At 47.3% G+C, this 21,687-nt stretch carries 19 protein-coding genes; 17 read left to right on the top strand and 2 right to left on the bottom strand.

What is annotated here, in order from left to right; translation table 11 throughout:
• Window positions 1–72: 72 nt before the first annotated feature.
• Complete coding sequence (locus AXF13_RS09445) at window positions 73–747, top strand: TetR/AcrR family transcriptional regulator (RefSeq protein ID WP_062252867.1); 675 nt, start codon at window positions 73–75, stop codon at window positions 745–747.
• Here AXF13_RS09445 and AXF13_RS09440 read toward each other — a convergent pair.
• Together AXF13_RS09440 and AXF13_RS09435 are read right to left on the bottom strand one after the other, a co-directional pair.
• Window positions 715–2,223 carry a DHA2 family efflux MFS transporter permease subunit gene (locus tag AXF13_RS09440; protein WP_083522058.1) on the bottom strand — a complete coding sequence of 503 codons (1,509 nt, stop codon included), beginning with the start codon at window positions 2,221–2,223 and terminating at the stop codon, window positions 715–717. The genes AXF13_RS09445 and AXF13_RS09440 overlap by 33 nt on opposite strands.
• Window positions 2,220–3,464: an HlyD/EmrA/EmrK family protein gene (locus tag AXF13_RS09435; RefSeq protein ID WP_083522057.1), complete on the bottom strand. Its 1,245-nt coding sequence runs from the start codon at window positions 3,462–3,464 to the stop codon at window positions 2,220–2,222. Before AXF13_RS09435 ends, AXF13_RS09440 begins: the two co-directional genes overlap by 4 nt.
• Window positions 3,465–4,259: 795 nt before the next feature.
• Here AXF13_RS09435 and AXF13_RS16095 point away from each other — a divergent pair.
• The 16 genes from AXF13_RS16095 (at window position 4,260) to AXF13_RS09385 (ending at window position 21,675) form a co-directional block, all read left to right on the top strand.
• Window positions 4,260–5,096, top strand: a complete 837-nt coding sequence (locus tag AXF13_RS16095) for a glycosyltransferase family 2 protein (protein ID WP_083522056.1) — start codon at window positions 4,260–4,262, stop codon at window positions 5,094–5,096.
• Window positions 5,093–6,307, top strand: a complete 1,215-nt coding sequence (locus tag AXF13_RS09430; protein ID WP_223299896.1) for a glycosyltransferase family 4 protein — start codon at window positions 5,093–5,095, stop codon at window positions 6,305–6,307. The genes AXF13_RS16095 and AXF13_RS09430 overlap by 4 nt, the downstream gene beginning before the upstream one ends.
• Window positions 6,308–6,318: 11 nt before the next feature.
• Complete coding sequence (locus AXF13_RS09425) at window positions 6,319–7,440, top strand: nucleotidyltransferase family protein (RefSeq protein ID WP_062254810.1); 1,122 nt, start codon at window positions 6,319–6,321, stop codon at window positions 7,438–7,440.
• Window positions 7,430–8,545, top strand: a complete 1,116-nt coding sequence (locus AXF13_RS09420) for a phosphoenolpyruvate carboxykinase (ATP) (RefSeq protein WP_062252865.1) — start codon at window positions 7,430–7,432, stop codon at window positions 8,543–8,545. Before AXF13_RS09425 ends, AXF13_RS09420 begins: the two co-directional genes overlap by 11 nt.
• A 43-nt stretch (window positions 8,546–8,588) precedes the next feature.
• Entirely contained in the window at window positions 8,589–9,062 is a 474-nt protein-coding gene (locus AXF13_RS09415) for a PqqD family peptide modification chaperone (protein ID WP_062252863.1), read from the top strand.
• A 103-nt stretch (window positions 9,063–9,165) separates the two neighbouring features.
• Entirely contained in the window at window positions 9,166–11,373 is a 2,208-nt protein-coding gene (locus tag AXF13_RS16090; protein WP_083522055.1) for a glycosyltransferase, read from the top strand.
• A complete protein-coding gene (gene asnB, locus AXF13_RS09410; RefSeq protein ID WP_062252861.1) occupies window positions 11,373–13,169 on the top strand; it encodes an asparagine synthase (glutamine-hydrolyzing) in 1,797 nt (598 codons plus the stop codon). The genes AXF13_RS16090 and asnB overlap by 1 nt, the downstream gene beginning before the upstream one ends.
• Before the next feature lies 1 nt (window position 13,170).
• A complete protein-coding gene (locus tag AXF13_RS16085; protein ID WP_190276340.1) occupies window positions 13,171–13,440 on the top strand; it encodes a class I SAM-dependent methyltransferase in 270 nt (89 codons plus the stop codon).
• A gap of 42 nt (window positions 13,441–13,482) precedes the next feature.
• Window positions 13,483–13,959 carry a methyltransferase domain-containing protein gene (locus AXF13_RS16080; protein WP_083522053.1) on the top strand — a complete coding sequence of 159 codons (477 nt, stop codon included), beginning with the start codon at window positions 13,483–13,485 and terminating at the stop codon, window positions 13,957–13,959.
• Between the two features lie 185 nt (window positions 13,960–14,144).
• On the top strand, window positions 14,145–15,416 hold the full coding sequence (locus AXF13_RS16075) for a glycosyltransferase (protein ID WP_083522052.1): 1,272 nt from the start codon (window positions 14,145–14,147) through the stop codon (window positions 15,414–15,416).
• A 30-nt stretch (window positions 15,417–15,446) separates the two neighbouring features.
• On the top strand, window positions 15,447–17,237 hold the full coding sequence (locus AXF13_RS16070; RefSeq protein WP_083522051.1) for a B12-binding domain-containing radical SAM protein: 1,791 nt from the start codon (window positions 15,447–15,449) through the stop codon (window positions 17,235–17,237).
• Window positions 17,238–17,279: 42 nt separating this feature from the next.
• Window positions 17,280–18,026, top strand: coding sequence for a glycosyltransferase (locus AXF13_RS16065; protein ID WP_083522050.1), 747 nt, complete (start codon window positions 17,280–17,282; stop codon window positions 18,024–18,026).
• Complete coding sequence (locus AXF13_RS09400; RefSeq protein WP_062252856.1) at window positions 18,026–19,012, top strand: glycosyltransferase family 2 protein; 987 nt, start codon at window positions 18,026–18,028, stop codon at window positions 19,010–19,012. Before AXF13_RS16065 ends, AXF13_RS09400 begins: the two co-directional genes overlap by 1 nt.
• Window positions 19,012–19,995: a radical SAM protein gene (locus AXF13_RS09395; protein WP_083522049.1), complete on the top strand. Its 984-nt coding sequence runs from the start codon at window positions 19,012–19,014 to the stop codon at window positions 19,993–19,995. The genes AXF13_RS09400 and AXF13_RS09395 overlap by 1 nt, the downstream gene beginning before the upstream one ends.
• Window positions 19,995–20,687: a glycosyltransferase family 2 protein gene (locus tag AXF13_RS09390; RefSeq protein WP_062252853.1), complete on the top strand. Its 693-nt coding sequence runs from the start codon at window positions 19,995–19,997 to the stop codon at window positions 20,685–20,687. The genes AXF13_RS09395 and AXF13_RS09390 overlap by 1 nt, the downstream gene beginning before the upstream one ends.
• Window positions 20,680–21,675, top strand: a complete 996-nt coding sequence (locus AXF13_RS09385) for a radical SAM protein (protein ID WP_062252851.1) — start codon at window positions 20,680–20,682, stop codon at window positions 21,673–21,675. The genes AXF13_RS09390 and AXF13_RS09385 overlap by 8 nt, the downstream gene beginning before the upstream one ends.
• Window positions 21,676–21,687 lie beyond the last annotated feature (12 nt).

Raw genomic sequence — 21,687 nt, 5'->3', positions numbered from 1 at the left:
AAGACATCAAAAGCATGGCAATGTGGCGGTCGTGCGCTATTCAACGATACTCCGCTCCAGAAGGAAAAGAACATGAACGACCCCGAAGACCCGCGGGTTCCGGTTCCCGCTCCGTCCGAATGCCGCCGGGAAAAATGCGCCGCGCGGCGGACCGCCATCCTGGATGCGGCTCTGGAAGAGTTCAGCCGCCAGGGCTTCGCCGCGGCCCGCATGGAAGACATCGCCCGGCGGGCGCGGGTTTCCAAGGGCAGCCTCTACCTTTACTTCCCCACTAAAAAAGCCCTCTTTCAGGGGGTCATTGAAGAGGGCTTCCGGCCTTTTTTCGAGCACAAGCAGGCTCTCTTGCGGGATACTTCCCTGAGCCCGCGCGATAAGCTGCTGCGGATGTACGCGCCCCTGATCACGGGCGGTCCCGACTCGTCCCTGCGGCGTTGCGTGCGTCTGGCATTCAGCGAGGGTCTGCATGATCCGGAGCTGATGGGCGGTTTTTACGAGAGTTTTCTCGCTCCCAATACAGCCCGCTTGCGCGAGGAATTTTTGCCCGCGGCCCGCGCGCCCAATGTGCACGCCGCCCTGGACCGCTTTCCCCTGCTGTTGATGGCGCCCTTGCTTTTCGGGGTGCTCCGCGACGATCTTTTTGCCAGCGCCGTGCCCCAGGATTTGCTGGGCCTGTTCAGCGCGCATCTGGATATTCTTTTTCCCGATGCCCCCGTCTCATCCCCTTCGGGCCAGCCAGACCAGGCCTGAAAGCAGCACAAAAAGCACGCCGCCCAGCCAGAACAGTTCATCAAAACTCAGGATGAATCCCTGCCGGGTGATTTCATTGGCGATCCAGGCCTTGGCCTGGGGGCCGGTCATGCCGAGCTGTTCCAGGGCGCGCAGGGCCGTGTCCCAGACCGGGTTGTAGTCGTTGATGCCCTCTGTCAGCCGGGCATGGTGCAGGGCTTCGCGCCGCTCCCACATGGTCGTGACCAGGGATGAGCCGATGGAACCGGCCAGCACCCGCACGCAGTTGGACAGGCTGGAGGCGGCGGCCAGATCGCTGTTGGGCAGGCCGGAAAGAATGATGGTCGTGAGCGGCATGAAAAAGAGGGCCACGCCGATGCCCAGGATCAACTGGGGCAGGGCCACGGAAAAGAAATCCATGCCCGGCGTGGAACCGGCGCGCCAGAAAAAGCAGCCTGCAAAGACCAGAAAGCTCAGGCAGGCCATCAGGCGCATGTCCAGACGGCGGGCCTGCTTGCCCAGAATGGGCGAGATGATCAGCGGAAACACGCCCACCGGGGCCAGGGAAAAACCGGCCCACATGGCCGTGTAGGACAGGCGCGCCTGGAGCATCAAAGGCAGCAGCACCACGGAGGCGAAGTAGAGCAGAAAGCCCAGGCTGATGCAGATGGTTCCCACCGTGAAATTGCGGTGCCGGAACAGGGAAAGGTTGACCACCGGATGTTTTTCCGTGAGCTCCCAGGCGATGAAAAAGGCGATGCCCACCACGGCCGCGACGCCCAGCGTCACGATATAGCCTGAGGCGAACCAGTCGTTATCCTTGCCCTCGTCAAGCATGAGCTGCAGGCAGCCGATGCCCACGACCAGCAGCACCAGGCCGACCACGTCGATGGGCGCTTTGCCGGTGGGAGTTTCCCGCCCGTGCAGGGGCGCGCGCAGAAGCAGCAGGCCCAGGGCGCCCACCGGCACATTGACGAAGAAAATCCAGCCCCAGTGGTAATTGTCGCAGATCCAGCCGCCCAGGATGGGCCCCAGAATGGGAGCCAGCACCACCACCATGGCCCAGAGCGAGAGGGCCAGACCGCGTTTTTCCGGGGGATAGCAGGCCAGCAACAGGCTTTGGGAAAGCGGCAGAATGGGCCCGGCCGAGACGCCCTGCACCAGACGGAAAAAAATCAGCATGCCGAGGCTGCTGGAAATGCCGCATAAGAAGGAAGAAAGCACGAACAGCGCGCTGGCGGCAAAGTAAAGCCGCACCTCGCCCAACCGCCGGGCCAGCCAGCCGGTGAGCGGGATGGCCACGGCGTTGGCCACGCCGAAAAAGGTGATCACCCAAGTGCCCTGGGAGACGGCCACGCCCAGATTGCCCGCGATGGTCGAAAGAGCCACGTTGGCAATGGTCGAATCCAGCACGGTCATGGCCGTGAGCACGGCAATGCCCACGGTGGCCGTCACCAGCGGGCCGCCGCGCAGCGGCGTGAGCGCGATCTCGCTCATAGTCCGGCCTGGTGCGAAGAGGCGGACGCGGCCTGGATATTGGCCGCGATGATCGCGTTGATACGTTCATCCACCGGCGCGAAATCCACGGGCGGGGTCTGGGCGGCCAGGCTGGCCGGGGGGTCGGGCCGGGGAGCGGTGAGCAGCATGGGGCCGTCCTGATTCCTGGTATCGACCTCCACAGTGACGGAAAGGCCCACCAGCAAAGGGTGCTCCCGCAGCTCATCTTCTTGGAGGGCGATGCGCACCGGCACGCGCTGGACCACCTTGATCCAGTTGCCCGTGGCGTTCTGGGGCGGCAACAGCGAAAAAACGCTGCCCGTGCCCGCCGCGAAACCCTGGACCGTGCCGTGATAGGTCACGGAACCGCCGTACATGTCGGCCGTAATCAGGGCGGGCTGGCCGATGCGCATGCGCTTGAGCTGGCTTTCCTTGAAATTGGCGTCCACCCAGAGACTGTCCAGCGGCACCACGGCCAGCAGGGCCTTGCCGGGCGTGACGTACTCGCCCACCTGCACGGCGCGTCGGGCCACCTGGCCGCGCACCGGGCTGCGTACGGTAGCGCGCTGCAAATCCAGCCAGCGCTCGCGCACGGCCGAGGCCGCTTCCCTGACGGCGGGCTGTTCGGCCACCGGCGTGTCCAGCAGCACGGCGGTCAGGGCGTTGCGCTGGGCTTCGGCCACGGACAGGGCGTGACGGGCCGTGGCCACGTCTTCGATGCTGTGGATGAATTCCTCCTTGCGCACGGCCTTGTCCTTGATCAGTTGCTGGCGTCGCTCCAGGTTGCCCTGTTGGCGCTGCAGGTCGATCTTGCGCATGGCGATGTTGGCTTCGCTCTGGCGCAATTCGGCTTCAAGCTTGCAGGTTTCGCGCACGGCTGAGGCCAGGCTGACCAGGGCGTGCTCATAAGCCAGGCGGGCGTCCACCGGATCAATGGGCACCAGGGCCTGTCCGGCTTCCACCCGGTCCGTGTCATCGGCCAGCACCGCCGTGACCCGGCCCGCCACCTGGGGCATGACCGTGACTGTATTGCCCGAAACATAGGCGTCGTCCGTGTTTTCCTCGTAGCGCAGCACCAAGGCCCACCAGATGCCCCAGGCCACGCCCGCGGCCAGAAAAAAGCCCGTGAGCAGGAGCAGAATGCGCGCCCGGCGGCCGGCCCGCAGTGTATCGAAATCCGGCAGACGGCGTTGCTGCCGCGCTTGCGTTTGTGCTTCCGGCTGATTTTGCGCGTCGTCCATAAGACTCCCTTTTTTCATATTTATCTGAACAGAACTGACCGGTCAGTACTATAACCGGAGAAAACGGCTGTCAACGTGGTTGCAGACATCATAAAAAATCTGAACGGTATGTCCCACGGAAAGTACACCGAGGTTTGCCAAGAAATCCCTGTAGCCTATGTGGCTTCTGCGCAAAGGCACGACGCAAAAATTTAAAACTGCCATTATAGAGGGGCTTCATACTGTGTGGATACGGGAAGTTTTTGTCCGTCATCCTGATTCCAGACAGAATTTCTGAAATTATACAACTGTCCATTGGAGGAGAGCCTTTTGTCACTAGAATGGACGCGAGTGAAGAATCATGCATAAATTTTATTATGCATGGAAGTCATAAATGATCTATTTATTATGCGCGCCAACGTACACTATAATTTGTATTGAGAATAATACTTGACAACACCAACAAAAAAAAATATTTTTCTAAAAAATAATGTTCTTAAAAAGTAGCGGTTAGCCATTTTTTCAATATTACGCTTCTTCATGATGATAAGTAATCATGTAGAGCCACATAGATACAATAAAGAAGGATTGTAAATGTACACACACACACACACTCTCTCTCTCTCTCTCTCTCTCTCTCTCTCTCTCTCTCTAGTCAGCATAAATTTTTTAACTGTTAAGCGCCCGTACTGATTGTTGTCAGTGCGGGCGCTTTTATGTTTTGGCGTATCTATATTGAACTATGTAAATTATATTTTTCTAATTTTAAAAAATTTTTAATTTATATTAAAGAATTATGTATAGAGAGAATGCTTTATGTTTTCCATTATAGTTATTTCAATAAATAGAATTTATCTTGTTGAAAGATTGTTTTTGAGTTTGTGTAGGCAGATAAATAAAAACTTTGAAATCGTTTTTATTTATGGTCCATCGATTAACAAGGATGATGTTGATGCATTATGTAATTTATTTTCAAATCTGACTATCAGGACTTTTCAATCTCAAGATAATTGTCTCTCCAGATCAAGAAACTTGGCTTTATCAAAGATACGTGGCGATTTTTTTGCGATTCCGGATGATGATTGTGTGTACGAGCCGAGCACTCTCGAAATGGCGAGGGAGCTTTTTGAAAAGTATCCTCTTATCTCTGCGATAATGGGGAAACACATGGGGCTTGACGAGAGCTGTGAAAGAAAAAATACAGCTCCCGTTTTTTTGACTCGCTATGCAGTTTTTAAAAATTGTCCAAGCTATATTCAATTTTACAGGTCCAGTATACTGCCCGATGTGGGCTTTTTTGACGAGAATCTTGGAGTTGGCAGCCATACGCCGTATCAGTCTGGAGAGGAGACCGATTTTGCGTTGCGAACGATGCAGGCAGGTTTTGCCATAGCGCGTACACAATCTGTTCTAGTTCATCATCCTTATGAAAATTTACAAAATCCTTCTCTAAGACGAAAAGTGCACGCCTATGCTGCTGGGAGAATGTATCTTTTGCGTAAACATCATTTTTCATTTGTCTTTATGATTATAAATGTTTTCTATCCACTTGTTATATTGCCATATGAATGTCTTAAAGAGTGTATTTATAAAGCGAGATATAGAGTTACGATGTTTTTTTACAGATTGCTTAATATTACAGGGACAAAGTGAACATTGCCATTGTGACTCGTGAAGTGTCCGAGCTGACGAAAAACGGCGGGATAGGTACGGCGATGCGCTATCTCTGCGAATACCTCACGCTTTGTGGAAAACATAATATTGCTATTTATTACACAGGTCGTCCAGATATTGCGATGCCGCTGTTTTCAGGAAAGATGCAGAAACGCGGTATTAATTTTTATCCGATTATATCCTGGTTTGGTTTGTTGTTGCGTGATCAGGCGAAGAGAGCACGGCAAACGTATGAAGTATTATCTAAGACAGAGCATGATATCTATCTTTTTCATGATTTTATGGCGGACAGCTTTTATTGCATGCAATCTAAAATGCGAGGAATCGCATTTACAGGCCGTCCTCTGGGCATAATTACTCATGGACCGTCTCTTTGGGTGGATGAAGGGAATAGGCATATGGCTGAAAATGGAAAAAGAAAACATCTTTATGAAATGGAGCAGGCCTGTTGCGAACAGGCGGACTTTCTTGTCAGCCCAAGTCGCTATCTTCTGAACTGGATGCGCGAGCGTGGGTGGCGTTTGCCAGAGAGTTCCTGCTGTATTCCCAATTTTACATCCATGCCCGGCAACCTGCCGTCATGGTCCGCCAAGAAGCTACCCCACCTGGATTCCGACTCTCTTCGGGAGATTGTTTTCTTCGGTCGTTTGGAAACGCGCAAAGGAATACGGATTTTTTGTGATGCGCTCCTGTCCCTGCCGGTTGGGTTGCTGAACGGACGATGTGTCACCTTTTTGGGAAAGGAAGCGGATTTTCGCGTTCGGGATATCCGAAGCACATTGACCCCGTTGGAACAGCACGGCATCAAAATCGTTTTTTTGACGAACTACAACACGCTGGAAGCGCGCCGTTATCTATGTGGCAACGGTATCTTGGCGATTATGCCCTCCTTGCAGGAGAATTCGCCTTGCACCGTCAGCGAATGTCTTGAGCATCGTGTCCCCTTTCTCACCTCTTCCGTTGGAGGAGGCAAAGAGCTTGTCCACGAGGAAGATAGGGCTTTCGCCATATTTGATCCTCGCCCTTCCTGTCTCGCGGAGCGCCTGCGAGACATTCTGGGAGGGCAGGGCATTATTGCGGCTCGACCTTCGCAATCATCGGATGCCCTGTTGCAGCAATGGCAAAACATCTTGCAGCGCCTTACGCCTTCTGCGGCCAATGGGCGGACTTCAAAATTTTTCAGATACTGAGGAGGATGCATGTGACTTGCACACCTGTATTACGGCATCTTGTGAACAAACTGTACAGCAAGTATGTTCGGGGGGATGATCAAGAATTTTTAAGTTTTATATTTGCGAAAAATCCAACGCAGGAAAGTTTGGATCATTGCCTTTCCGTGTGTGATATTGAAGCATTGGGGGCGGGAAAATGCATTCTGCTTTCCTACTTGATTCATAATAATCCAAAGCTTAAGCTTTCAAAATATGCTGGCCCGCGTATTAATGGGCTTATTACCTACTATCGCTTTGCAAATATGAAAACCTTGTCGCATTTTTCGAGGATAGGCAAGGCGTATAACGCGGCAGGCATTTCCATGCTGTTATTCAAGGGGGGGGCCATGAAGGTCTTGCGCCCGGAACTGCCGCGCCCCATGGGAGATGTGGATATTCTTATTCCCGCTAATCGCATTGAGGAGGCAACGCGCATCGGCGAGGGGCTCGGCTATCTGCATTATAAAGAAGAATCAAAGCATGCTGTGGATTTCCATACGGAAACAGAAAGTGCCGTTGACGTGCATCATTCCATCTTCGATCCCGGCAAGGATTTGAAGCAGTTCCACGATGGCCTGTTCGCGCGCGCAACACCGCGTCGTGCTTTTGGCGTGGATTTCCTGTTGCCGTGCCATGAGGATCTCTGCTTTCTTGTCATGTCAAACCTCACCAAGAACCTGCGTGAGCATACCTCGCTCGGCAATCTGTATTATGCGCTCTGCGATTGCCAGTATCTGCAAAAAGCGCCTTCTTTTGATTGGGGGCTCGTCTGGAAGGATGCCGTCGTCTGCGGGCAGGAGCTTGAGATACGTTTTGCCGCCGAATTCATGAATGCCATCGTCGCGGACACCATTCCCGATCTGGACAAATATTTTCCAGCTGATCCCGCCATGGAAGCCTTTTGCAATCAGGTCATCTTTGATGAGGACTATTTTCTGCCACGCCAAAAGGAATGCCAGGCCATCCGGGTGGTGGAGCTCAAGAACAATCCCTGGACGTTCGGCACGTTCATCGCGAAATTTTTGCTGATGAAAAAACTGCGCAATCAGCCCGCTTTTGTGCGCTGGTATTTAAAACGCAAAGAAACGCAGGGGACGGTTCATGCACATTGATAATCCTACCACAGCGCAACTGGAAAAAATCTTTGCCGCCTTGGATCAGCGCGCCGCCCGCAGGGGCGGGCCCGTCTTCGTCAAATATCTTGCGCTCGGCTCGTGCGTCGTCCGTCTAGTCAATTATTCCGACGGATTCACGCCGCATGTGGAGGCGCAACTGACCTATATCCTGCGGGACGACGCGCCGCATTACGACGCCACGCTGATTGTCTGGCAGGAAAACATTTTCAAGCAGCTTGTGGAGTATGCCATCATCTGCGACAAAAATTCGCAGCACTATCGCCAGATGCGCCTGAACAGGCTGTTCGGCGGCAGCTCCGGCGACATGGAGACTGCGACCATCGTCCTTGAAGACGTGCATCACCGGCAGCCTGTGGTGGAAATCAGTTCGCAGAATAGTTCTCTTTCCGCCTGGAATCCGCGGACAAACACATATTATTATGCTGTGGACAAGCTGGAGCCAGAAGAATTTATCAAGCGCGGGCATTTGTTTGTCCACGCGCTCGGCCGTATCATCAAAAGCCCGACAAGCAATCTGGCGCACGGGGCCGTCGTCGGCCTCAATGGTCAGGGGGTTTTGCTGTGCGGCATGGGCTATCGCGGTAAATCGACTTTTTCGGTCAATGCCATGCTGCACGGCTTTGAGTATGTTTCGGACGATTATCTTATTTTGGAAAAGGATGAAATGGCTCTGCGCGCTTGGCCCATTTATTCCATTATAACCCTCTCGCCGACTATTTATCAAAAAATGGCGTCTCGGCTCGATGCCAAGTTCGTTTCCAATAATGGGCGGAAAGACAAGTACGTCTTTAATATTGCCAAGTATCATGATCGGTTTGTTTGTGCTTATCCCATAAAGCTTTGCATGTTTCCACGATTCGTAAAATTTGCGGAGCCCAGTATCGAGCTTGGTAGTAAAGATATGGCGATGGATGAACTCGTCTATTCCACAGTTATGCAGACAGGGGAAACGCAGGATATGCGACTGATCGCTAAATTATGCTCTTTTGTGGAGAAACTGCCGTTTTACCGCATCAATCTTACGCAAGATATCGACAAAAATACACAATGCCTCAAAATATTTTTGGAGCGGCTCGGGTAACCATTCAAATTTTAAAACCGTCATTTCAGGAGGAAAATCCCCAATGTCTACGTTTGTGTTGAATGAAGAAAAAATGTTCAGTGATATTGCTGATGGTGTGGCTATCATCATTAATTCTGAGACCGGCGTTTATTATGGTATGAACAGTTTCGGAACAGCCGTGTTCGAAAATATTCTTACCGGTGTTTCCATTGAAGATATTCTGGTCGCCGCCAAGAATATGCCCGGCGCGCCCGATGACATGGACGCCCGCATGCAGACTTTTGTTAATGAACTCAAGGGATTTGAAATTGTGCTGGAAGGAATGACGGGGGGCGGCGTGATTAATCTGGATGCCGCTGTCGCGCAGGCAGACGATTTTACTTTGACCGTACAGGAGTATAGCGACGCGCAGGAATTGCTGTTGGCCGACCCCATCCATGAAGTGAAAAACGACACCGGCTGGCAGCCTGATAAGTCTGCGCTGGAAACGGATGAGGAAGTTGTCAGGTCAAAGCTCAAAAAAGCAGAACAATAGTCTGTTATAAGCTCTTCGGAGTGACTTGCCATCCATAATTTTTGATAATTCGGAAAAGTCAGTTCGAAGAGCTTGTTTCAATATAATTTATCTAGGGAGAATTATGCTTCGTATTTCCGTTATTGTCCCTGTTTATAATACTTGCTCGTATCTTAGCAAGTGTTTAGAGAGTCTTTTCAACCAGACTATGCGTGATATTGAAATCATATGTGTAGACGACGGTTCAACGGACGGGTCCTCCGATGTTTTGCGTGATTTTGCCCAGAAAGATTCTCGTCTGAAAGTGCTCAAGCATGAGCGCAATAAAGGAGCCGCCGCAGCACGTAATACAGGTTTAGCCGTTGCAAAGGGAGAATATCTCGGTTTTGTGGATTCTGATGACTATGTCTCTAATGACTATTTTGAAAAACTGTACATAGTCGCTAAGGAAAATACCGCAGATATAGCTAAAGCAAGATATTTTTATGAAAAAAAAGATGATATTCAAAAAGAAGACAAATATAATATATCTATAGAAGAGAATAAATATAATTTTTCTATAAATTTTACGACTGCAATTTATAGATACTCAATTATAAAAAATAATAAGATAAGATTTTTAGATGGAATTACAAATTATGAAGATGTTGTTTTTCTTATTATGTGCGTTTGTTGTGCAAATAAAATAAAAACGATAGATTCTGTATATTACCATTATATAAAAAGGCCTTGCTCATCTACTAGCAAAGATTACAAAAAAATATTTGATATGACACTACAGGCTTGCTTTGAGATAGTTTCCATTCTCAATAAAGCCAAAATTCCTCATAATAATTATAATAAATTATTTAGACAATGTATAAATGTATTATTATCAATTTCAGTAACGCCGTCAGATGTTTCTGAAAATTCTGCGTATAAAGTAATCAAACTTTTGGAAAGCTACAAATTTTTACCGCAAAAAATAAAAAAAAGTAAACTTCCATATACAAAACGGTCAGTAATTGAGGTTTTTTGGGACATAAAACGAATATCTGCAGCTCCATTTTTCCCAAAAAATGATCAAAAATTTATTTATACTTTGTATAAAATGTCACATTTTATTTCCGTTTGTCTTTTTATAAGTACACTTGCGCCGGGTGGTGCTGAACGCCAGATTGTAACTTTGGCAAAAGCTTTAGCGCGGAAAGGTGTTGTTGTATATTTAGTTTATTATGAGTCAAAAGGGAATTATGGACATTATTTAGGTATGTTGAAAAATACGTATGTTATACATTTTTCATATGCATTAAATAATACTGTTGTATTGGGAAGTTTTTTTTGCAGAAAATATCAAGATCTATATCATGAAATTCGCACAATGGGACTTCCTCCATTGTCGGTATTGGCATTAACTGGAGCTTTAACATTCATTTCTCCAGATATCTTGCATTGCTATCTTGATGGAAACAATATTTTGGGTGGAAGTGTGGGGATTTTGGGGAAAGTTCCTGGTATTGTGCTTTCTTTTCGAAGTGTTGACCCTGCTACTGCTCAAGAAATTTATACAGATATGGCATTAAAATATTATACATTCTTACTTCGCTATAATAATGTTGCTCTTGAATCTAATTCAAGTTATGGCGCTTATAGTTATGCACACTGGCTACGTATTGATCACAATCGTATTGCTGTTAATCCTAATGGCATTGATTCAAGCCTTTTAAATAGAGGAAAATTTTCTTCTCAACAGATTGCACGGCGCTCTCTTGAGATTGATGAATCGACACCCGTAGTCTTATTTCTCGGTCGTTATCATGCTTGTAAATGCCCAGATGTCTTGCTCTCTGTGGCAGATGAATTGCGGAAAAAAATTCCTGATGTTCTTTTTTTAGTGGCCGGGGATGGTATGCAATATGACGAAGAAATCGGATTTTTGCTACAAAAATATAAGCTTACTGACACTATTCAGCTTCTTGGGCCACGAAAAGATGTTTTAAACTTGCTGACTGCAACCGATGTATTGCTGATGACATCACGGATTGAAGGTTTTCCAAATGTTATAATGGAAGCTATGTCAGCAGGGCGACCGGTCGTTGCGACAAGAGTCGGTGCTGTTCCTGAGCTTGTTCGCGAAGGAAAAGATGGTTTTTTGCACAGTGTTGGTAATGTTGCTGGCTTATGCGAAAGTCTTCAATTTTTGTTGTCCGATTCAAAAACTCGACATCGGATGGGACAAAGTGCCAAACAAAGAATTTTAGAAAATTTTACATCTGATAAATTGGCTCAGCGCGCGCTGTTGCAATATTCCTCTCTTCTGGGGCAATGCCAAGATGAAAAGGAGCAAGTATAATGTGCGGCATTTGTGGTTTTTTTTCATGTAATGCAGCTGGTCTGAACCCTGGAGAGGCCCAAAAAATTCTTGAAAATATGACGATGTGCCTTTCGCATCGCGGACCTGATGGTCATGGAGAATGGTTGGATGCTGATGCAGGTATAGCGCTCGGCCATAGACGACTTTCCATACGGGATATTTCGCCTGCAGGTGCGCAGCCTATGCATTCCCATTGTGGACGCTATGTGCTGACTTACAATGGTGAAATTTACAATAATGAAGAGCTGCGCCATTATATTCTTAAGGTAAAGGAGCAGGAACCGTGCTGGCAGGGACATTCCGACACGGAAGTCTTTTTGGAAGCTTGTGCAACTCTGGGGATTCACCGAACATTGGAATTATGTATTGGAATGTTCTCCTTTGCTCTTTGGGATAAAAAAGAACATAGGCTTATTCTTGGTCGTGATAGATTTGGAGTCAAACCTTTATACTGGACAGTACAAAACAATACTCTAATTTTTTCTTCTGAAGTGAAATCCTTACGCCGTTATCCATATTTCAATCCCGAAATTGATAGAAATAGGCTGGCCGCTTTTTTCCGTTGTAACTATTTACCCGATCCGCTGACTATCTTTGCAGATGTCCGCAAATTACGCCCTGGATATGTGCTCATTGCCGACGGCATGGAGGTTCCTCGCGAAGAGCAATGGTGGAGTGCGCGGGAAGTGGCTCTGGCGGGTGTTGCAAATCGCATTGACTGCCACAAGGAAGCGTTGGACGAACTGCATCACTTAATTCAGGACGCCGTCAGCAGGCGTATGGTTGCCGATGTCGCGATAGGAGCATTTTTGTCTGGCGGCGTGGATTCGTCACTTGTCGTCGCGGTGATGCAGGAAGCTGCCTCGCGCCCAATCAATACCTATAGTATCGGCTTTGAGGAGGTTGACTACAACGAGGCGCCCTACGCAAAGGCTATTGCCGCCGTTTTGGGAACTCAACACACGGAACTTTATATTACCTCAAAGGATGCTGCGGAGCTGATTCCCCAATTGCCGCAAATATATGATGATCTTTTTGCGGATTCGTCTCAGATCCCCACTTACTTCCTGTCTCGGTTGGCCCGCAAGGATGTGATGGTGGCGCTGTCCGGCGATGGCGGTGACGAATTTTTTGCTGGCTATGCGCAACATAGTCTCAAAATCCCCTTTTATCGTAATTTGCCTACTAGCCGGTCTCACTTGTATCAGCGAATGCATTTGGGACGCTGGAGAGGCATGGATGTCGTTCCTGGGGGCAGGGTCCCCTCTTCCTACTTTGTACAAGGTATAGATGACGACATGTTTCTTGATGACGGTGAATTGGCCCAATTTATTGATACCGTTCACTATCTACCTGGCGATATTTTGCACAAGGTGGACCGCGCTTCCATGGCTGTTTCGTTGGAGGTGAGACCGCCTTTGTTGGATCATCGTATCTACGCGCTGGCGTGGCGCATGCCCCCCCATTTACGGCGAGCTTGTGGCAAAGCTAAGTGGCCGTTACGGCATCTACTGAATCACTATGTCTCGCCGGAGCTGACGGAAAGGCCCAAGCAAGGTTTTGCCCTTCCTTTGCTTTCTTGGGTTCGTGGTCCATTGCGAGACTGGGCGGAGTCACTGCTGGATCCTGCACGTCTGCGCCGTGAGGCCTGGTTGTCTCCCGAGGTTGTGGCGCGCATGTGGAAGGAGGCGCTAGAAGGGCGACAAAATATGGAACAAATCTGGGCCGTCTTGATGTTTCAGTCTTGGTTGGAAATGTTTGTTAAGGAGAAATGAAGTGGACTACCATGAGCAGCATCAACGCGGAAAGAATGCCGTGAAGGCAATTCGATATATTAAATATATATTAAAACTATGTAAAAAACATGGAAAAAATGTAACGAAAGATATGAAGATCCTTGATTTTGGTTGTGGATCAGGGGAGGCTACTTATTTTCTTGTGAAAATGGGTTATAATGCATATGGTTATGACTTGTATTATAATTTATCTGACTGTTCTAAAAAATATTCAGAACGTTTTTCATTTTATGATAATGATAAAAATTAGACAGATTTAGCAAACTATGCAGTTGATCTCGGTGATTTTCGTTTGCCCTATGATGACTGTAGTTTTGATATTGTCATAACTTCTCAAGTTTTTGAACATATTTTCAATCATGAAAAAGTCATAAGAGAATTTAGGCGTGTTATGCGTGACGATGGAATTTCTATAAATACCTTCCCACCTAAATATGTTCTAATTGATGCGCATATAAAAATATTTTGGGGACAAATTATAAAGTTTCGGCCATATTATTTTTTGTGTGCATTATTTGGAATAAGGAATGGATTTCAAAAAGGAAAGTCTATTATGTATATCACAAATAGTAATTATCATTATGCTCGAACAGGACTGAATTATATTTCAACAAAAGAATTTCGTCGAATTGCATCACGATATTTTTCATATATTTCTATAGAAACAAATCAATTTAAGGATATATTAATGAAGTTGGGAAAATATTCTTTTGTTAAATTTTTTTTGGAAAATTGCTCAAAAAATATCACTGCTGTCCTGAAACCGTAGTTTTTCTGTAGATTAAGAAATGTGGTGCAATTTTTTACTACTAATTGGAGGTTGTACAAATATTATATCATAAATTGTCTTGTTTAAATTAATAATAAACTATATCTATATGTTTGAATATTGCTTTTTAGAGGGCGATAGGCGTAATTCTTTCGAATTGGCTGTAAATATCCATTGGGGTAATTATGAATATTGCATTATTTATTCCATTTCTTTGTATGGGAAAAGGTGGAGCAGAACGCAGCGGCATTAAGCTTGCACACGAGATGCAAAATAGAGGACACAAATGCACTCTTTTTTGTACAGGAAATAGACTCGGAATACCTGCATATCCGCTTCCGAAAAATATTAAATGGTATGATTTGCAATTGAAAGATTCCAAGTCAATTTATGATGCACAACAATTGTTGACAAACCTTCATATTGATGTCTTTTGTTGTTTTAACTCAACACGCATAGGATTATGGATTCCTATCCTATGCAAGTCAGCAAATATTCCGCTACTCTGGGCTGAACGTAGTGCTCCTCAAGCTGCGGAGAAATATTTTTGGAATCGAAAAGAACGTTTGGCATGTATGGCTGCGGCTGATGGAATTGTCCTCCTTTGCTTAAGCTATGCGGCTTCTCTGCCCGATTTTTTTCATAAAAAAATTTTTATAATTCCCAATCCGGCACCAGAACCACACATCATTGATTGGGCTAAAAAAAATTCTCAGCGTAAAATTATTCTTGCCGTAGCGCGACTGCAAACAATAAAGCAGTTGGTGACGTTAATTAAAGCTTTTGTGTTTTTACAGCATGAATTTATAGATTGGGACTGCTACATATGCGGCGATGGTCCACTTAAGAAAGACTATCAGTCGTTAATTGATGCACTTGGATTAACTGCACGAGTACGACTTATAGGATCTGTTGACAATATTGGTGACTACTATGCTGCAGCGCAAGTTTTTTGTCTTCCATCTTCATTTGAAGGTTTTCCAAATGCATTGATTGAAGCGCAAAGCTATGGGTTACCTGCTGTCGGTTTTGCTGATTGCGCCGGGGTAAATGAAATCATCAGACATGGCGAAAATGGCTTGTTGGTCGCCCGAAGAGGAGTCAAACCGTTGGCTGATACCCTTCGTGTTCTTTTGCGAGATGAAACACTTCGCCGTCAAATGGGAATAAAAGCTCAGGTAATGCTTTCAAGATATGAAGAAAAAGTTGTATTTGAAAATTGGGAAAATACTTTTTACACAATTAAAAAATATCGTAGTTCGACAACTCTTGCAGATATAGAAAAGGTCCAAGACGATACCATCAAGAATGATCTCCGTGAAATTTTAAAGTATCCTCCATCTTCTTCTAAAGCCAAAAATTCAAAAATAGCGAATATTATTTTCGCTGAACTTCGCGAAAAACGACAACTTGCCGAAGAGATAGGCAATTTCAAGAAATACCAGGTTAGAGATTAAGGGGATCTCTAACAGTACAAGGAGGAGGGAATGCTTGAAAAAAAAGCGGCGTTGTCACTTGAACATGCGGTAAATATATGCAAGCAGCATTCCGTGGGAACTGCCTTGCATAGTGATATTGTTTTTTTCTCTTTACCCTACTGGGATATTTATACTCCGTTCAGCGCTGTTCCATGTCTTGTTGGGGTATTGCAAGAAAAAGGCTGGAAAGCTCAGCAGATCGATATCGGCATTCTTTATTTTCATGAGCTGTTTATCAAACGCCGGCGTTTGGCTTGGGCGTTGATTAAATCGAAATTCTTTTATCATGAGAAGGTTGAGCCTTTCGAATCGAGTGGTGTTCATTCTTATGAGGAATATCTGGAGTCCATTGACTGGCTGAGTAAGGACAAAATGGATCTTGCAGCCTTGCGCGCTGCTTATCCAACTCTCAATGATTTTCAACGCGGAGTGCTTAGTGCATTTTATGGCGCGCTGTGGATTAACAAGCGCAAACGCTCCAACCGTCTTCATCTTCGCCTCCCCCAACTTCTTGAAGGTTACGATTTTACGCCATTTTTTAATGTTATTTCCCGTTTCAATCTTTTTCCGATTTTGAATAACTTGCCTCCTGTTGCCGGAATTTCCATAACCTCGCTTGATCAGCTTGCGGCGAGTTGCCTTTGGGCAATTTTTTTAAAAAAACTGCATCCAGATATTACACTGATAGCAGGCGGCAGTTGTACTATTATTTTGCGTAACTGTAATCGGCAAGCATGGGAACAATTTTTTGATTTTTTTGATTATGTATGTACAGGAGAAGGTGAAACATGTACAGCAATGCTTGTTAACCATATATATAATGGAGTATATGAGTTAGGTGAGATTCCAAACCTCGCATATCGTGCGGGTGACACAGTGACCTGCACGATGGAGGCTGTGGAAAATGTTGAGGCGTTACCTCCTCCCTGCTATGTCGGAATCGATCAATCGCTATATCTAACCCCGGAGCCTATGCTTTCTTATCAAACTTCGCGAGGCTGTTTTTGGGGAAAGTGCGCGTTTTGTGATTTCGATAAAAAATGGAGGTCCAACTTTCGACAAAAGTCCATCGAAAAAGTTAACGCCGATTTGAAATTTCTACATACTACCTATGCGGTTAATAATTTTACCTTTGTCGATGAGGCTATTGAGCCCAAGTTTTTTTCTCGCTGGATTCCTGAGCTGGAGAAAGAAGCATTTTCTCAGTATATTCATTGGCTCGCTTATATGAAAGTATCACCTCATTATTCTGATGAATTGATTGCCCGGGCGAAGAGATGTGGTCTCACGATGGTGATGCTTGGGGTGGAGACTTTCAATCAACGATTATTGCGCTTTATCCGCAAGGGAATTTTAGCAAAAAATTCTATTCAGAATTTGAATTGTTTTCATGCCAATGGCGTCAAAACGCACGCTTGGCTGATGGGATTGCTCCCATCACAAACAAAAGAAGAATTGATTGCTGATTTTACAACAATAAAAAAATGTATTGATGATATTGATAATGTGTATATGGGATCATTCATATTATTTCCGAGTACAGATATATTTTCCCAACCTCATAAATTTAATATAATACAAATTTCAGAAGCAAAAGATATTCACTATGATGGTTATACTTTTTCTTCAACATATAATGGGCAAGAAATTGATATTGAAAAATTGAAAAAATATCTTAATGGAACAATACGTCCCTTCATTTCTAAAAAAAAATTTATTACAAACAGGTATGATAGATTTTTTGATGACAAATTTTTTGCTGAAAAAAATACTGTTTTGAAACAACAAGGTAAGAAATAAAAATACTATTATAGCTGAAAATATCAATAGGGATGGTAAAAAATGTCATTTCCCCTTATTTCTGTTATGATACCAACTTTTAATCGCGAAAAATATATCAAACAGGCAATTGATTCTGTTATTATCCAAGATTATCGCCCGTTAGAAATTATTGTTGTTGACGACGGCTCAACCGACAGGACTGCTGAAACTGTAGAGCAATATGATCCTAATATAGTCAAATATTTTTACAAAAAAAATTGTGGCATGGATGATGCTTCTGCGCGGAATCTTTGTGTTCAGAAAGCTTCAGGAGAATTTCTGGCTTGGCTTGATAGTGATGACTATTACTTGTCGGGAAAACTTAGTGCTCAGATGGAGTACTTACAGCAACACCCAGAATGTGAAATTGTTTTTACAGAAGTGGAAGATTTTTTTGATGATGATAATATGAAAAGAGAGATGGACCCTAATATTTATACCAAAATTTTTTTTGGAGGGACAAAAGTTTTTCATACAACAATGCTTGCTAGGCGTGAAATGATCTTGCGAGTAGGGCCGCGTGTTGAAAATCTACGCGCTTATGGTGATCATGAATGGTTATATAGAATATATTTTATACATAATGTTGATATTTCACATTGTTTAGATAGAGTTTATGTCCGGCGCAGAATGCATAAAAATAGTGTTGCATATACAAGGAGAAATCCAGAAACATTAGCTGCTGTCACACAGCTTACTGATAAATATATGCGCGAAAAAATCAGGCGTGACTTGCTTGCCGCGCGAAGAAAGCAAAGCAAACAGTGATGCCCATTCTCTCTATCATTATCCCTGTCTTCAACACGCAAAAGACGCTTCCCGCCTGTCTCGATAGCGTATTGGAGCAGACCGTGACAGATATCGAGGCGTTGTGCGTGGACGACGGCAGCACTGACGATTCCTTGTCTATGCTGCGTCGTTATGCGCTGGCCGACGCGCGGGTGCGCATTTTGCGGCACGAGCGCAACAGGGGCGTTTCCCGCGCCCGCAACACCGGCATTGAGACCGCCGCTGGCGAGTACATGGCCTTTGTGGACAGCGACGACGCCCTTGCTCCTGATTTTTGCGAGCGCCTGCTTACGGCGGCGCGGCGGGAGGGGGCCGACATTGCCAAGGGCAATTACGCGTACTTGGGGCATTCCGGGATCAATTACAGCATCAACGCCAAAATTCGCCAGGACAAGAATAATTTTTATATCCAGTTCTGCTCGGCCATTTATCGCTCGACCTTTCTGCGGGAGCACGGACTGCGCTTTTCCGAGCGGCTGCATGCCTCGGAAGATCTGGTTTTCGCTTTCAGCGCCGCCCTGCGGGCCGAGCGCATAGCTCTTGACGACACGGCGCATGCGCTTATCACGCCCCGGCGTGGTTCGGCCTCTTTTTCCGCCCCGGATGTCCGCACCATCATTTCCCATTACCGGGCCTTGGGTATGATCACGCAACTGGCCACACAAGACGTGGTTTCCGCTGCCAGTTTCAATTATGTGCTGGCCTCGCTGTTTGCTCTTTTTATTCATATTGCCGCCCGTAACCGAAGGGCATCTGTACGGCGTTTTATTGAAGCTAAAAACAGACAGCTATTCAAGATTGTTCGAACCTGCCCGAAGTTCGATGCCGACACTTTTGTCGGGGTTCTGGGGGATGAGGATAAACATTTGCTTGCCTGTCTTGAACATAACGAGCTTCTGCAATTTTTTGCCGCCCTTGATAAACTGCAAGCCCAGCGCTGCAGAACGCTACGGAGCCGTCCCTGATGAAGCACGCACTTGGTATAGTTTCGCCCATGGGGGTCTTGGGCAACGCCTGCCATGCAGAACCTCCCGCTTGTACACTTTTTATGACCTCGCGCTGTAATCTGGCCTGCTCGTGGTGCCGCCGCGCCAAAATCGGCGTGCGACAAACGCCGCCCGTGAGTCTGGAAGTGGTTCGCGCTTTGTTGGGGCAATACCCTGGCATTGCCGTCTTCGCCATGGCTGGGCAGGGTGAGCCCACGCTGGCCCCGGAATTTTCGGACATCGTGCGCTCTCTGGCCGAAGCGGGCAAGGGTATCATTCTGGATACTAATGGCGTTAACTCTGGAAAAGTGGGCGAACTGGACGGTTGTTTTTCGCGTATCAGCGTAAGCCTCTATGGACACGACCGGAATTCCTTTAATTCCTACACCGGTGTTGACGGCTTTAAAAGTGTCATGCGTTCATGGGGCGTCTACCGGCGGGTCTGCCGCCAGGTCTGCATTTCCTATATTGTTGACAGGGACAAGCTCGATGACTTGCGGAAGGTACTTGATCTCTGTGATACGCTGGAGCCGTCCCATCTGCTGTTGTATAATCCGCTTTGCTATGATGCCAGTGACAAAGTGCAAATGGCGAAGATCATTACCGCCCAGGATACGGAGATTATCTCAACCATCGCGGAACTGGCCGAAGGCCGGAGGTACCCCATCGACCTGCCCCCTTATCCCGACTATATGACGCCCTGTAATTCCTGTCGCTCTTATTGCGCGGTCATCAATGTGGACGGCAATGGAGATATAGGCGGCTGTCTGCGCAAGGTGGTGCCGGACGGCTCATGCGGTAATGTGTTCCATGACGCGGACTGCTTCAATACAGCGGCCATGCTGCGGCTACGACGCAGACAAATGGTGGGTTACCCGCCGCATTCCGAGTGTGCCAACTGCTTTGGCAACTGGGGCTATGGCGACTACCATTCCCTAAGCTGGAAAAAGGACTTTTCATAATGCCACAAACCGATCCCAGTGTCCTGATTTCCATTGTCATGCCGGTCTGGAACGGTGCGGCCTATCTGCAAGAAACCTTGGACAGCGTCTGGCGGCAGGGGGTGTCGGCGGAGATCATTGTTGTGGACGACGGTTCCACGGACAATTCTCGCGAAATTGCGGCATCCATGGGCTGTACGGTGATCCCGATGACGCATAGCGGCATTGCCAGAGCTTGTAATACCGGTATCGTCCATGCCGTCGGTACGTATCTCATGATGCTGGATCAGGACGACGTACTTTGTGAGGGAGCGCTGGCGACCATGTTGCATGCTTTGGAAGGGGAGGTTGACCTGCTGGCCGTGGCGGCCAGGGCGCAAGATTTCATTTCACCCGATCTCGATGAACGCACTCGCGCTGCAATTGTGCCGCGTTCCTTGCCGTACTTTGGCCTTATGACCGGGGCCGTGCTCATGCACTGTAGAGTACCGGAGCTCGTGGGCACTTTTAATGAAAATTATCGTGCCGGTCAGGCGGTTGATTACCTTCTGCGCATGGAGAAATACGGCATTATCTGCAAAAAGTTGGAGATGATTTCCGTCATGCGGAGGCTTCACGCTACCAATACGAGTAGAATCATGAAAAACAGGCAGTTCAGGGATTATGGCACTATTCTGCGCGCCCGGCTGGCGGGAGATAAAAGACATGCATGAGCTTCAGGAGCGCTACTGCGTCGAAGACAGCTTTTTTCATCGATATTTCGTGCGCAACGCGGAAAATCGTTTTGTCAATGATTTGAAAAAATTCATGCTGTGGCATGAAGGGCATTTTCTTGATCCCCGCAAAAAGCTCGACTATGTACGGCGTTTTCTGGTGGACGAGTTGGAAGATTTTTACAGTAAAAGCCGATTCTGCCTGCCTCAAATCGGCTTTTCACTGACCACGCGCTGCACGCTGCATTGTCAGGACTGTATCGCCCTGTCGCCTCTGTTCGAGAATCCCGAACTGCATAAAAATTTTACTCACATGGACCTCGGCTTCAGCGATTTTAAGCGGGAGCTCGATGCCGTTACCGCCGGGGTGGACGGTATCAAGCGTCTTTTTCTGCACGGAGGTGAGCCTCTGCTGAACAGAGCTTTGCCGGAAATCGTCGACTACAGCGCCGCCTGCGGCAAGATTGAGCTTGTGGAGCTTATTACCAACGGCACCATTGTCCCTTCCGAGCTGCTGTTGGACGCCATTGAACGGCATAAGGACAAGGTCTATCTGGCCATCAACAATTATGGCGTAAACCCGGCCTTAAAGACTCAGCTGCATTACGAGGAAACTGTTGCCCGCCTGAATGAACGTGGGATCAGGCATCCGCTTTATTCGGAATTGTCGTGGTATCGGCAGCATCCCCTTAAGGGCCAGGGCTATACATCCGAACAGACCCGCAAGATGTTCGCAAACTGCTGGTGCAAGCACAGCCTGCAGATTCTCAACGGCGTGCTGGCCATCTGTCCGCGCGCCTCCATTGGAGAGTTGCTGGGATTAGTGCCTACTCCCGAGGAAGACGTCATTCGTCTACGTGAGAACATCACTGGCGATACGCGGCAACGCCTGGTGGCTTTTTATAAGAAAGATTCCTTCGTGGCTTGCGGCTACTGTGCACCGCAGTCGGAGGTCATTCCGCCAGCTATGCAGTCCGGCGACAAATAAATGGGGTCAGGC

The organism is Desulfovibrio fairfieldensis, assembly GCF_001553605.1.
Classification (GTDB): domain Bacteria; phylum Desulfobacterota; class Desulfovibrionia; order Desulfovibrionales; family Desulfovibrionaceae; genus Desulfovibrio; species Desulfovibrio fairfieldensis.
This window is presented reverse-complemented; position numbering and strand designations above follow the sequence as displayed.